Source organism: Selenomonas sp. CM52, assembly GCF_000292955.1.
Classification (GTDB): Bacteria; Bacillota; Negativicutes; order Selenomonadales; family Selenomonadaceae; genus Selenomonas.
The window spans coordinates 1-13,738 of the sequence record NZ_ALNM01000056.1; the positions used below are offsets into that span (position 1 = coordinate 1).

11 protein-coding genes and 1 tRNA gene are annotated in these 13,738 nt (G+C 57.3%); 8 read left to right on the plus strand and 4 right to left on the minus strand.

Features of this window, described 5'->3' with window-relative positions; translation table 11 throughout:
* The first annotated feature begins 29 nt into the window (after positions 1-29).
* The 7 genes from lepA to dnaJ all read left to right on the plus strand — a co-directional run bounded on the left by lepA (position 30) and on the right by dnaJ (position 8,967).
* A complete protein-coding gene (lepA, locus tag HMPREF1153_RS11985) occupies positions 30-1,826 on the plus strand; it encodes a translation elongation factor 4 (RefSeq protein WP_006191189.1) in 1,797 nt (598 codons plus the stop codon).
* Positions 1,827-1,911: 85 nt separating this feature from the next.
* Positions 1,912-3,057: a radical SAM family heme chaperone HemW gene (gene hemW, locus HMPREF1153_RS11990; protein WP_009647228.1), complete on the plus strand. Its 1,146-nt coding sequence runs from the start codon at positions 1,912-1,914 to the stop codon at positions 3,055-3,057.
* Between the two features lie 81 nt (positions 3,058-3,138).
* Entirely contained in the window at positions 3,139-3,309 is a 171-nt protein-coding gene (locus HMPREF1153_RS11995; protein WP_009647227.1) for a YjfB family protein, read from the plus strand.
* Between the two features lie 774 nt (positions 3,310-4,083).
* A complete protein-coding gene (gene hrcA, locus HMPREF1153_RS12000; RefSeq protein ID WP_009647226.1) occupies positions 4,084-5,112 on the plus strand; it encodes a heat-inducible transcriptional repressor HrcA in 1,029 nt (342 codons plus the stop codon).
* Between the two features lie 30 nt (positions 5,113-5,142).
* A complete protein-coding gene (grpE, locus tag HMPREF1153_RS12005; protein WP_009647230.1) occupies positions 5,143-5,784 on the plus strand; it encodes a nucleotide exchange factor GrpE in 642 nt (213 codons plus the stop codon).
* A 53-nt stretch (positions 5,785-5,837) separates the two neighbouring features.
* Positions 5,838-7,700 (plus strand): molecular chaperone DnaK, encoded by a 1,863-nt coding sequence (gene dnaK, locus HMPREF1153_RS12010; protein WP_009647231.1) that lies wholly within the window; start codon positions 5,838-5,840, stop codon positions 7,698-7,700.
* Between the two features lie 97 nt (positions 7,701-7,797).
* Complete coding sequence (dnaJ, locus tag HMPREF1153_RS12015) at positions 7,798-8,967, plus strand: molecular chaperone DnaJ (RefSeq protein WP_009647233.1); 1,170 nt, start codon at positions 7,798-7,800, stop codon at positions 8,965-8,967.
* A gap of 138 nt (positions 8,968-9,105) precedes the next feature.
* Here dnaJ and HMPREF1153_RS12020 read toward each other — a convergent pair whose 3' ends face one another.
* The 3 genes from HMPREF1153_RS12020 to HMPREF1153_RS12030 all read right to left on the minus strand — a co-directional run bounded on the left by HMPREF1153_RS12020 (position 9,106) and on the right by HMPREF1153_RS12030 (position 10,899).
* Positions 9,106-9,747 carry a DNA-3-methyladenine glycosylase family protein gene (locus tag HMPREF1153_RS12020; RefSeq protein WP_009647229.1) on the minus strand — a complete coding sequence of 214 codons (642 nt, stop codon included), beginning with the start codon at positions 9,745-9,747 and terminating at the stop codon, positions 9,106-9,108.
* Positions 9,748-9,758: 11 nt separating this feature from the next.
* Positions 9,759-10,187 carry an EamA family transporter gene (locus HMPREF1153_RS12025; RefSeq protein ID WP_009647225.1) on the minus strand — a complete coding sequence of 143 codons (429 nt, stop codon included), beginning with the start codon at positions 10,185-10,187 and terminating at the stop codon, positions 9,759-9,761.
* 635 nt (positions 10,188-10,822) lie between these two features.
* Positions 10,823-10,899: transfer RNA gene (locus HMPREF1153_RS12030), tRNA-Pro, on the minus strand.
* A gap of 305 nt (positions 10,900-11,204) precedes the next feature.
* Between HMPREF1153_RS12030 and hcp the strand changes: the two genes are divergently transcribed.
* The gene (gene hcp / locus HMPREF1153_RS12035) at positions 11,205-12,842 is read left to right on the plus strand and encodes a hydroxylamine reductase (RefSeq protein WP_009647224.1); all 1,638 of its coding nucleotides are present in this window, start codon (positions 11,205-11,207) and stop codon (positions 12,840-12,842) included.
* A 203-nt stretch (positions 12,843-13,045) separates the two neighbouring features.
* On the opposite strand, the gene HMPREF1153_RS12605 is transcribed toward hcp, so the two are convergent.
* Positions 13,046-13,738, minus strand: a 693-nt coding sequence (locus HMPREF1153_RS12605) for a bacteriohemerythrin (RefSeq protein ID WP_009647232.1), incomplete at its 5' end; no start/stop codon positions are given.

Below are 13,738 nucleotides of genomic sequence, written 5' to 3' on the forward strand. Positions count from 1 at the left end.
GAGCCGATGGACAAGGAAAGGAATTTTTGATGCAGAACAAATACATCCGCAATTTCTCGATTATCGCGCACATCGACCATGGCAAGTCGACGCTTGCCGACCGCCTCATTGAAAGCACGGGCACTTTGACTGAGCGCGAGATGGAGGCGCAGGTGCTCGACAACATGGAGCTTGAGCGCGAGCGCGGCATTACGATCAAGGCGCAGACCGTGCGCCTGCACTATCGCGGCAAGGACGGCGAGGTCTATGAACTCAATCTCATCGACACGCCGGGTCACGTCGATTTCACATACGAGGTGTCGAGAAGCCTTGCAGCCTGCGAGGGAGCGCTTCTCGTCGTCGATGCGGCGCAGGGCGTCGAAGCGCAGACGCTCGCGAACGTCTACATGGCGCTGGAGCACGATCTCGAAATCATCCCTGTCATCAACAAGATCGACTTGCCGAGCGCCGATCCCGAGCGCGTCAAAGAGGAGATCGAGGAGGCGATCGGCCTCGATGCGTCCGAGGCGATCCTGACTTCGGCGAAGACGGGCGTAGGCATCGAGGAGATCTTGGACGCCATCGTCGAGCGAATCCCGCCGCCGAAGGGCGAGGACAATGCGCCGCTTCGCGCTTTGATCTTCGACTCGTACTTTGACTCGTACAAGGGCGCGATCGCGCATGTGCGTCTGATGGAAGGCCATATCAAGAAGGGCATGGAGCTGAAGATGATGGCGACGGGCAAGACTTTCGAGGTGACCGACGTCGGCTGTTTCCGTCCCGCGCCTGCAGAACTCGGCGAGCTTACGGCGGGAGAAGTCGGCTTCGTCGCGGGAAGTTTGAAGAACGTGCGCGACGTGCTTGTCGGCGATACCGTGACGAGCGCGAAAAATCCTGCGCCTGAACCGCTGCCCGGATATCGCGGCGTGACGCCGATGGTCTACTGCGGACTTTATCCCGTGGACAGCGCCGACTACGACAATTTGAAGGATGCGCTCGAAAAGCTGCAGCTCAATGATGCGGCGCTGATCTTCGAGCCAGAGACATCGATCGCGCTTGGCTTCGGCTATCGCTGCGGCTTCTTAGGACTTCTGCACATGGATGTCATCCAGGAGCGGCTGGAGCGCGAATACGGCATGAAGCTCATCACGACGGCGCCCTCCGTCATCTACCACGTCCACAAGACGAACGGGACGATGCTCAAGGTCGACAATCCGTCGAAGCTTCCGCCGCCGACGGAGATCGACTTCATCGAGGAGCCATTCGTCAAGGCGACGGTCATCGTGCCAAAAGATTATGTCGGCCCCGTCATGGAAGTCTCGCAGGAAAAGCGCGGCACGTTCGAGAGCATGGACTACCTCGATACGAACCGCGTCATGATCATCTACCACATTCCTTTGAGCGAGATCATCTACGACTACTTCGACCGCTTGAAATCGACGACGCGCGGCTATGCCTCCCTCGACTACGAGCTTGCCGACTATCGCCAGTCGCGCCTCGTGAAGCTTGACATTCTCTTGAACGGCGATCCCGTCGATGCATTGTCGACCATTGTCCACGCCGACCGCGCGGCGACGCGCGGCCGCCAGCTCGCGCAGAAGCTCAAGGAGATCATTCCGCAGCAGATGTTCGAGATTCCGATCCAGGCGGCTGTCGGCAATAAGATCATCGCACGAGAGAACGTGCGTGCCATGCGAAAAGATGTGCTCGCCAAGTGCTATGGTGGCGACATATCGAGAAAGCGCAAGCTTCTCGAAAAGCAGAAGGAAGGCAAGAAGCGCATGAAGGCGGTCGGCAGCGTCGAGGTGCCGCAGGAAGCCTTCATGGCGATATTGAAGATTGACTGATTCTTATGGAATCGCGCGCTCTCGCCTCTTTGCGGGAGTGTCGTAAGGCGACAGTGATTCCATAGAAATGGAAAGAGGTGGCAGAGTGGAATCGTTCGGCATCTACGTCCATATTCCCTTTTGCCGCCGCAAGTGCTTTTACTGCGACTTTCCCTCCTATGCGGGAGCAGAGTCATGGATGAGCCGCTACCGAGAAGCCCTGTGCCGCGAAATCGCGGCGCAGGGCTCTCGCTGTCTGGGGACAGCGCGTACCGTCTACATCGGCGGCGGCACGCCGACGGCGCTTGCGGCAGACGACCTTCTCGCGGTCATCTGTGCTCTGTGCGAGAGCTTTCGACTGACAGGCGAGGAAGAGTTCACGGTCGAGGCGAATCCCGGCACGGTCGACGCAAAGCTTCTCGAACGATTGCGCGAGGCGGGCGTCAACCGTCTGAGCTTCGGCGTGCAGTCGTTTTCCGATGCGCTGCTCTCTGCCATCGGGCGCATTCATACGGCGCGGGAGGCGGAGGATGCTGTGCGCATGGCACAGAAGGCGGGTTTTCGCGTGAGCCTCGACCTCATGTACGGTCTGCCTGGGCAGGCGCTTGCTGATCTCAAGGACAGTGTGGCACGAGCCGCTGCGCTCGGCATCGGTCACATCTCCATCTACGGACTTGCCGTTGAGGACGGCACGCCGTTCGCCTGCATGGAAGAGGCGGGGCGGCTTCATCTGCCGACGGATGACGAGTGCGGCGATATGTACGATTATATCACGGCAGAACTGCCGCACCTCGGCTATCGTCGCTATGAGATCTCAAATTACGCGAAGGCGGGCGAAGAGAGCCGCCACAACCTCGCCTACTGGCAGGACGTGCCCTACATCGGCCTTGGCGCAGCGGCGCACTCGTATTGGCACGGACGGCGCATGGAGAACGAGAAGGGGCTTTGCCGCTACATCGCCTGCATCGAGGCGGGTCTGTCTGCTGCGAGGGAAGAAGCGCCTTGCTCGCGCGAAAACCACATCGAAGAATTCGCCTTTCTCGCGCTTCGCACGGCGGACGGCATTGATAAGAAGCGCTTTCGCGGCACTTTTGCCTCGGATGTGCACGAGGTCTATGGCGAAGTGATCGCGCTCTTGCAGGCGGCGGGGCTTGTTGAAGAAACGGCGGTGAGCATACGTCTGACAGAGCAGGGCATGAAGTTTGGCAACCGCGTCTTTGAAGCATTCTTGTTGGAAAGAGATGAAACGTAGCTGCCGCAAGCGGCTTTGCCGGCAAACTTTAAGCTTTTCTCTTATATGTACGATAAATAAGAGGAGAAAGGAGCGATTTCGATGGATATGAGCATAGCGGCGATGTCGGTCGATATGAGCCAGGCACGCTTCTCACAGCAGTTCGGCATCTCCGTCATGAAAATGGCGATGGATACGACGGAAGAAGCTGTGGGCGAGATGTTGGAAAGCCTCGACCCTGCGGTCGGCAACAATATTGATATTGCAGTATGAAAAAGAGGGCTGTCGCAAAAAATGTGCGACAGCCCTCTTTGCTTGACTCGATCGGTTGACAGCGCAAGCCTGTGCAAGAGAAAGAAGCGCAAACTACATGCACAAACGTCCACTTTGTGGACATTGTGCGCCGCCCTTACATGAAACCGGCCAATCGGTCTGCGCCCTTTGGGCTTGACCTCTTGGGGTTTCATAGTAAACTTTGAGGACATATGTTCAGCCGTCGCGCGAAACGGCATGATTGCTTTTGTGTCCGCTTCCTGCGATGGCACCATTAGAGAGGCACGCTGTACATATGTCCTCACGCCTTAATGAAAGTTACCCAATCAGTCAGCGCCCTTTGGGCTTGACTTCTTGGACTTTCATAGTAAACTTTGAGGACATATGTTCAGCCGTCGCGCGAAACGGCATGATTGTTTTTGCGTCCGTTTCCTGCAATGGCATCATCAGAGAGGCACGCTGTACATATGTCCTCACGCCTTACAGAAACCTAGCCAATCAGTCTGCGCCTACGGCTTGACTTCTTGGGGGTTCATAGTAAAACTTTTTTGCGAAAGGCAAAAAAGATGTTGACTTTTTGACTTTTATCGTGTATATTCTAGTCATGGGTTAGCACTCAAGACGATTGAGTGCTAACAGCATGAATTATACGCACAAACGTCCACTTTGTGGACATTGTGCGCCGCCCTTAATGAAAGTTAGCCAATCGGCCTGCGCCTTTCGGGCTTGGTTTCTTGGACTTTCATAGTAGACCTTATCAGAGGGGGTGTGAGAATGCTTGATGAAAGGAAGCGGCGCATCCTGCAGGCGGTAGTCGATGACTACATCTCGTCGGCGGAGCCTGTCGGCTCGCGCACTGTGGCGCGGCGTCATGATTTCGGCGTCAGTCCGGCAACGATCCGCAACGAGATGGCGGATCTCGAGGATATGGGCTACTTGGAGCATTTGCACACGTCCTCTGGGCGCATCCCTTCGTCGAAAGGGTATCGACTCTATGTGGACAATCTGCTCTCGCCCGCGCCGATTGACGAGCGCGAGAGGGCGTTGATTGACCACTGGTATCGAAAGCGCGTCAAGCGCGTCGAGAGCGTCTTTCAGGAGACGGCGAAGATCATTTCGCGACTGACGAAGAATCTCGCGCTCGTCCTTGCGCCGCAGCTGGATGAAGCGGCTTTTCGCACGCTGCAGTTCGTGCCGCTGGGCGAAGATCGCGTCATCGCCGTCTTGATGACGGACGCGGGCTTCGTGGAGAACCGCGTCGTCAAGATGCCGAAAGGCGCGAGTTTCGAGGATTTCCAACGCATGGCGGAGGTCATCAACCGATGTCTGTCGGGCGAGAAGCTTTCCTCCATCGGCACGGCCGCTTTGAAGCGCATACGCGCCGAGGTCATGGACGAGTCGCTTTATCAGGCGGCAATGGAACTGATTTACGAAGCGCTCGACGAGGAGCGCAAGGAGCAGCGGCTCTATCTGGGCGGCACGACAGAGATGCTTGCGCAGCCGGAGTTTCGCGATGTGACGCGCGTGCGTGCGCTCCTCTCACTGCTCGAAGAGGAGAACTTCGTCAAAGACGTTCTGCAGAAGAAATCGCAGGAGGGGCTCGTCGTCACGATCGGCCGTGAGAACGAGTACAGCGGCATCGAGGATTGCAGCATCATTCGCGCGACGTACCACTTGGATGGCGAGTGCTTGGGCACGATCGCCGTCTTAGGGCCGACGCGCATGGAGTACGGCAAGGCGATGGCGCTCTTGGGATATCTGAACCACCATATCGCTGCGCTTGTGCAGCCTTTCCGCTGGTAGCGGCATAGCATGAAATACGAGGTGAAGGGAATGCCATCATTCATGAAGGATGAGTTGAAGAAGAAGGACGAGGAAAAGCTCGAGGAGATGAAGCGCGAGATCGACGAGGCGGAGGCCGCAGACACTGCGGACGTCGCAGAAGAAGCGACGGGAGATGTCCGCGAGGAGACTGCCGAAGGAAGCCGTGAAGGTACCGAGGAGGCAGAAAATGGCGCGGACGATCCTGTGAAGCGTGCAGAAAAGCTTGAAGCCGATCTGGCAGAAAAGGACGTACAGATGCTGCGACTGCGCGCGGACTTCGACAACTTCCGCCGTCGTTCTGCGAAGGAGCGCGAAGAGCTTGCCGCCGTCGTCACCCAGGGCATCCTCACGGATATGCTGCCGCTCCTCGACAACTTCGAGCGTGCACTTTCCGCCGAAGGTTCTGACCTCGACAGCTTCCGCGCAGGCGTTTCCATGATCTACAAGCAGATGCAGGAAGCGCTCGCGAAGAACGGCTTGGAAGTCATTGATACGAAGGATAAGAAGTTCGACCCGAACTTCCATCAGGCGGTCATGCGCGTGCAGGATCCCGAGAAGGAGGACGATACGATCGAGCAGGAACTGCAGAAAGGCTACATGGTAAAGGGGCGCGTCATACGCCCAAGCATGGTGCAGGTCGTTTCAAATTAAGTCAAATAGAGGAAACTCTTTTTATAGATATAAACATTTAGGAGGAATTCATCATGGCAAAAGCAATTGGCATCGATTTAGGTACCACGAACTCCGTCGTCTCCGTCATGGAGGGCGGCAAGCCCGTCGTCATCACGAACCCGGAGGGCAGCCGCCTGACGCCGTCCGTCGTCGGCTTCACGAAGACGGGCGAGCGTCTCATCGGCCAGCTCGCCAAGCGTCAGGCGGTATCGAACCCTGACCGCACGATCGCGTCGATCAAGCGGCACATGGGCGAGAAGGACTACAAGGTTTCCATCGACGGCAAGGACTACACGCCGCCTGAGATTTCGGCAATGATCCTGCAGAAACTCAAGGCGGATGCAGAAGCCTACCTCGGCGAGACGGTGACGCAGGCGGTCATCACGGTGCCGGCGTACTTCAACGACAGCCAGCGCCAGGCGACGAAAGACGCGGGCAAGATCGCGGGTCTTGACGTCCTGCGCATCGTCAACGAGCCGACGGCGGCTTCGCTGGCATACGGCGTCGACAAGGGTGGCGAGCATACGGTTCTCGTCTTTGACTTGGGCGGCGGCACGTTCGACGTCTCGATCCTCGAACTCAGCGAGGGTATGGTCGAGGTCAAGGCGACGAGCGGTGACACGCACTTGGGCGGCGACGACTTCGACCACGCCGTCATGAACTGGATGGTCGAGGAGTTCAAGAAGGAGAATGGCATCGACCTCTCCGCCGACAAGATGAGCGCACAGCGCCTGTTGGAAGCGGCGGAAAAGGCGAAGATCGAGCTTTCGAGCATGATGGAGACGCCGATCAATCTGCCGTTCATCACGGCGGACGCCACGGGTCCGAAGCATCTCGACCTAAAGCTCACGCGTGCCAAGTTTGACGAGCTTACGCATGATCTCGTCGAGCGCACGATGGGGCCGACGCGTCAGGCGATGTCGGATGCGGGTCTTTCGCCTTCGGATATCGACAAGGTGCTTCTCGTCGGCGGTTCGTCGCGCATCCCTGCCGTGCAGGAGGCCATCAAGGGCTACTTCGGCAAGGAGCCGGATCGCAGCGTAAACCCGGACGAGTGCGTTTCCATCGGTGCGGCGATTCAGGCCGGCATCATCGTCGGCGAGGTCAAGGACATGCTGCTCCTCGATGTCACGCCGCTTTCTCTGGGCATTGAGACCTTGGGTGGCGTTTCGACGAAGCTCATCGAGCGCAATACGACGATTCCTGTCCGCAAGAGCCAGGTCTTCTCGACGGCAGCGGACAACCAGCCGTCGGTTGACATCCACGTCCTGCAGGGCGAACGCGAGATGGCTGCGGGCAACAAGACGCTCGGACGCTTCGAGCTTTCCGACATCCCGCCGGCGCCGCGCGGCGTTCCTCGCATCGAGGTTGCCTTCGACATCGATGCGAACGGCATCGTGCACGTCTCCGCAAAGGATCTCGGCACGGGCAAGGAACAGAAGATCACGATCCAGTCCGACAGCGGCATGAGCAAGGATGACATCGACCGCATGGTTAAGGAAGCTCAGGCGCATGAGGCCGAGGACAAGAAGCAGAAGGAGACCGTGGAGGTCAGAAACCGTGCTGATTCGGCTGTCTATCAGGCGGAGAAGGCGATCAAGGATCTCGGCGACAAGGTTGACAAGGCGAAGGCGGACGAAGTGCAGGCGGCGGCCGACAAGGTCAAGGAAACTCTGAAGGGCACGGACACGGACGCCATCAAGAAGGCGACGGAAGAGCTGGAAAAGCCGCTCTATGAGATGAGCGCGGCGGCGTACCAGCAGGCGGGCGGCCCTGAGGCTGCAGCAGGCGCAGGCGCAGCTCCCGGTGCAGGTGCGGCGGACGCAGGTGCGAAGAGCGAGGATGACAACGTCGTCGACGCCGAGTACACGGAAGTCAAGGACGACAAGAAATAAGCGCAAGAAGTGACGGAGAGTGTGGAGCGTGGAGTTCATGCTCCGCACTCTTTTGACGATAAAGGACAGGCGCACTGGGCGCTGTGAGGTGTTTATTGTGAGCGAGAAACGCGATTACTATGAGGTGCTCGGCCTCTCCAAAGGCGCTTCGGATGCGGACATCAAGAAGGCGTTCAAGAAGATGGCGCGCAAGTACCATCCCGATTTGAACCGCGACAATCCGAAGGAAGCTGCCGAGAAGTTCAAGGAGGTCAATGAGGCCTATCAAGTCCTCTCCGATCCGCAGAAGAAATCGACGTACGATCAGTTCGGCCACGCGGCGTTTGACGGTGCGGGCGGCGGTGCAGGAGGCGCAGGGGGTTTCGGCGGTTTCGGCGGGGGCTTCGGCGGATTTGGCGGCGGCATGGGCGGCTTTGGCATGGACGACATCATGGACGCCTTCTTCGGCGGCGGTGGTCGTCGTCGCGGGCCGAAAGGCCCTGAGCCGGGCAACGACCTGCGCTATGACTTGGAGATTACCTTTGAGGAAGCGGCATTCGGCAAGGAGGTCGAGCTGACGATTCCGCGCACGGAGAATTGTGATGCGTGTCACGGCACGGGCGCGGCCGAGGGCACGAAGCCCGAGACGTGTCCCGACTGCCACGGCACGGGTCAGGTGCAGAGGGCGCAGCGCACGCCGCTCGGCAACTTCATGACCTCGCGTCCGTGCAGCCGCTGCGGCGGCACGGGGCAGGTCGTCAAGAATCCGTGCAAGAAGTGCGGCGGCACGGGTCACACGCGCGTCAGCCGCAAGATCGAGGTCAAGATCCCTGCGGGCATCGACGAGGGGCAGCGCGTGCGCATCTCGGGCGGCGGCGAAGCGGGGCAGCGCGGCGGTCCGAACGGCGATCTCTACGTCTATATCTATGTGAAGCATCACAAGCTGTTCAAGAGGAGCGGCGCGGACGTCATCAGCGAGGTGCCGATCTCCTTTGTGCAGGCGGCGCTCGGCGACACGATCGAGGTGCCGACCATCGACGGCAAGGCGGAGCTGAAGATTCCCGCGGGCATCCAATCGGGCACGGTTCTCCGCATGCGCGGCAAGGGCATCCCGCATCTAAGGGGCACGGGGCGCGGCGATCAGCATGTGCGCGTCAAGGTCTTGACGCCGCAGAAGCTTACGAGCAAGCAGAAGGACGCACTGGAGGCATTCGGCGACCTCTGCGGCGAAAGCGTCAATCCCGAGCAGAAGACGTTCAAGGATACGCTGAAGAGTTTCTTCAAGTGAATATTCGACGCGAAGTGATTGTGCGCGAAAAGGCATAGGAAAGGGGAGCTGCTGCGGCAGCTCCCCTTTGTGCTTGCAATATTGGCGGTTTTGTTCAAACGTTATATGCACGTTGTCTTTGCTTTTGCGATGCGTCCGCTATTTCTTTCGCGCGGCCGGATCGCTCAATCCCTCGATTGCGCCGCCTGCAATCGCCCATAGGTAGAGGCTGGCGGTACTTGCGTAGGGAGAGTAGCGCTTCTTGTAGCGCTCGAATCTCCTGCGGTCGATTTCCTTGTGCCGGTAGAGCATCCGCAGGCCGCGCTGTATGCCGAGGTCGCCGAAGCTTAAGACGTCGGGACGCCGTAGCGTGAAGATCAGCAGCATTTCCGCAGTCCAGGCGCCGATGCCTTTGAGTGAGGAGAGGGCGCAGATGACCTCGTCATCGCTCATCGCATACAAGGCGGCGATATTGAAATCACGGTTCGCGACCTTCTCGGCAAAGTCCATGATGTAGTCGACCTTGCGAAAACTCGTGCCGACGGCCTGCAGTTCCTCGCGTCCAAGGGAAAGCAGATGCGCCGCATCCATCGTGCCGACCTTCTCGCAGAGCCTTGCCCAGACGGCTTCCTGCGCCTTCGTCGAGATCTGCTGCCCGATGATGTGATGCACGACGGCGGAAAACACGTCGTCATGCACGGGACGCTCCAGCACACCGAGGCTCTCGATGACGGCGGCGAGTTTCTTGTCCTTGGACTTCAAATAGGCGATTTCCTTTTCGCCGCAGGGAACATACATCATGTGCGTCCTTTCTACAGTACGGCGATGATCAAACTGCCGAGAGCGATGAGAAAGATGCCGATGCCGTGCGTGAGGCTGACTTCTTCCTCAAAAATGAGGATGGCAAGGAGGACGGCGAAGACGACGCTGAGCTTGTCTATGGGAGCGACGCGCGAAACGTCGCCAGTCTTCAGTGCCATGAAGTAGAAGAGCCACGATGTCGCTCCGGCAATGCCGCTCAAAGTGACGCATGCCAAGGCTCTGCGGTCGGCAAACACTTCGGGCAGATGTGAGGCATGTCCCTGCACGACCATGACCGCGACGAGGAAGATCGCCATGATGACGCCGCGCACGGCAGTGGCGGCGCTGCTGTCCAGCCCTTCAAGGCCCATCTTGCCGAAGATGGAGACGAAGGCGGCGGAAAGTGCGGAGAGGAGTGCATAGAGAAGCCAAGAGGACATGAGTGAAACCTTTCTTTCCTTGTGGACGATACGAAAATACTGTATAATAGCGGCAGAGAACCACCAAAGGCTAAGCGGCTGCTTCTTCCACTTCCATTCTGAAAAGAAGGGAGGTGGCGCGTATGACTTCTTTCGAGTTGATCGTGATTTTGATCTTCGCGACAGGGTACATTATCGTGATAAAAAAGAAATAACCGCCCCCTCGCCAAAGGATAGCGGTTAGTTCTTAACCCATTTCTTTCGGAAGAGGTAGCCGTTTACGGTGGTTCTCTTCTTGTCTATATCATAGCAGATTCACGACACGCTTGCAAGTTTTTTGGTGTTCGGCGTACTACGGCCGATGGTACAACCACAATGGACATATATTGTCACGATAGCAACGAATTTGACGCATCGGATAGGAAGAAAATCGAAGAAGGATTGCGGGGCTTAGGTCTTGGAAACGAATAAGCGGGTATTTTAGGCATAAACTACACGCACAAACGTCCACTTTGTGGACATTGTGCGCCGCCCTTACAGAAACCTAACCAATCGGTCTGCACCCTCTGGGCTTGACCTCTTGGGGTTTTATGGTAAAAAAATGGAGCTATCCAAGTAGCAGTTGGATAACCCCTGAAGCCTTGAAAATACTAAGCTGGTCGGAGCGACGGGATTTGAACCCACGACCTCTTCCACCCCAAGGAAGCGCTCTACCAAGCTGAGCCACGCCCCGACTGCTTTAGTATAGCAGACTTCTCCCGAAAAAGCTAGGGGAAATTTTCTTTTTTTAGAAAAACTTTGCGGCAGCAGGATTTTCGGATGGGGGAGTGCTCGGCTGATCCATAATGGAAAGTATTTGAGATTGTGCGCGTGCAAAGGTATAGGAAGAAAGATTCTCACACAAGAGAATGAAGGACTTTTTTCGTTTCGGTAACAAGTGTTACCGAAGGGGCATGTTCTCTTTGCTATGATAAGGCTGTCAGGAGGAACTGCCTCGTGCGGGTTCTCGTTACATCGCAAAGAGAGAGGATGGTATATATGGAGAACAAGATGTTTTGCTTTCAGTGTCAGGAGACGGCGGGCTGCAAAGGCTGTACGCAGGTGGGCGTTTGCGGCAAGAAGCCGGAGGTCGCAGGACTTCAAGACCTTTTGGTTTATGTGACGAAAGGGATTTCTGCTGTTTCGACGGCGCTGCGCGAGGCGGGAAAGACGGTTTCCCAAGCGGTCAATGATCGCGTCACGCTGAATCTCTTCATCACGATTACGAATGCGAACTTCGACGATGCAGCGATTGCCGATGCGATCGAAGAGACGCTCGGCATGAAGGAAGAGCTGCTGAAGGAGCTTGCTGACACGTCGAAGCTTCCGGCGGCGGCTCTTTGGAACGGTGCGAGGAGCGAATTCCAGGAAAAGGCGGCCTCGGCAGACGTTGGTGTTCTCGCGACGGAGAACGAGGACGTTCGTAGCCTCAGGGAGCTTGCGACGTACGGCCTCAAGGGTATGGCGGCGTACAATCATCATGCGAATGTCGTTGACTATCGCGATGAGGCGATCGACGCCTTCATGCAGAAGGCGTTGGCGAAGCTTCTGGACGACAGCCTCTCGGGCGACGACCTCACGGCTCTCGTGCTGGAGACGGGCAAGTACGGCGTCGATGTCATGGCGCTCTTGGACAAGGCGAACACGGAGACTTACGGTAATCCAGAAATCACGAAGGTTGATCTCGGAGTGCGCAAGAACCCGGGCATCTTGATTTCGGGTCACGATCTTAAGGATCTGAAGGAACTGCTTGATCAGACAGAGGGTACGGGCGTTGACGTCTACACGCACGGCGAGATGCTGCCCGCGCACTACTATCCGGCTTTCAAGAAGTACGCACACTTTGCGGGCAACTACGGCAATGCTTGGTGGCAGCAGAAGGAAGAGTTCGAGTCTTTCAACGGCCCGATTCTCATGACGACGAACTGCATCGTGCCGCCGAAGGCGAGCTATCAGGATCGCATCTTTACGACGGCTGCCGTCGGCTTTCCCGGCTGTCCGCACATCGAAGAGAAGAACGGCAAGAAGGACTTCTCCGCTGTCATCGAGTTGGCGAAGAAGTGTGCGCCTCCGAAGGAGTTGGAGCAGGGCGAGATCGTCGGTGGCTTTGCGCATGAGCAGGTCTTCGCGCTTGCCGACAAGGTGGTTGACGCTGTGAAGTCGGGCGCAATCAAGAAGTTTGTCGTCATGGCCGGCTGCGACGGTCGTCATAAGACACGCAGCTATTACCGCGATTTCGCCGAGGCTCTGCCGAAGGATACGGTCATTCTGACGGCGGGCTGCGCGAAGTACAAGTACATCAAGCTCAATCTCGGCGATATCGGCGGCATTCCGCGCGTTCTCGATGCGGGTCAGTGCAACGATTCGTACTCGCTGGCGCTCATCGCGCTGAAGCTCAAGGAAGTCTTCGGCCTCGCCGATGTGAACGAACTGCCGGTTGTCTACAACATCGCATGGTATGAGCAGAAGGCGGTTATCGTCCTCCTCGCGCTCCTGCACCTCGGCGTGAAGAACATCCATCTCGGACCGACGCTTCCGGCGTTCCTCTCGCCGAACGTCGCGAACGTGCTCGTCGAGACCTTCGGCATCGGCGGCATCACGGACGTCGAGAGCGATATCAAGAGCATGATCGGCTGAGCATCGTGTGTGCTGAAGCCGCATAGCGAAAAAGGGTTCCCTTTGCGAAAAGTAAGGGGAGCCCTTTTCTTATAAAAATTTCGGAGAGAGATGTAGAAATTTTATTTCAGGGACAAATCATGTCCCTAGATAGAACAAGGGCGGCGCATAAGTCGGGATGGACTTATGCGCTGCCCTGTTCATGTAAGGGACGGTCTATCGTGTCATTCTGTCAGCTTCGATGCTGCTTCTTCGATGTAGGGCATCTTCTTGTCAACCTTCAGGATATGCTGTACGAGCCAGTTGAGAAGGAATTTGATGAGTTTGTCGAGCGCGTCTTCTTGATCGCGGTCGATCTCGTCGAAATCGATGTTGTTGAGTTTCTCGACGAAGGCTGTGTGTGCGGCGACCTGCTCGGCAAGGCCGTCGTAGTTGATGCTCTTCATGTAGCGCTCCTCATCGGCGAAGTGCTTGATCGTGTAGTCGCGCAGTTCTTCGATGATCTCGATGATGTCGTCGAATTTATCGACGCGGAACTCGTCATGCACAAGTTCGTATGTCTGGCGCACCAGGTCGAAGAGTGTTTCGTGCTCCTTGTCGACGAGCGGAATCTGCGTGCGGAATTCGTCGGTGAAGGCGAAGGGATCAGCGGGCTCCTTCTTTGCCTTGATGACCGTCGTCGTCGGCTTTGCCGTCTTGGACGCGGCTGCCTTTGCCGCAGGTTTGACGGCAGAAGTGGGTGCGGAGGCTGCTTCCTCCGTGGGCTTCTTTGCGGAGGCTTTCGTCACTTTTTTTGCGGGTTCGGCTGCTTTCACGGCAGGCGCATCGCCCTTGCTGCCTTCATTAGCAGGTGCAGCGGCATTGGTCGGCTTCGTGGCAGTGCGCTTCTTCGTCGTCTTTTTGGCGGGAGCGGCGGG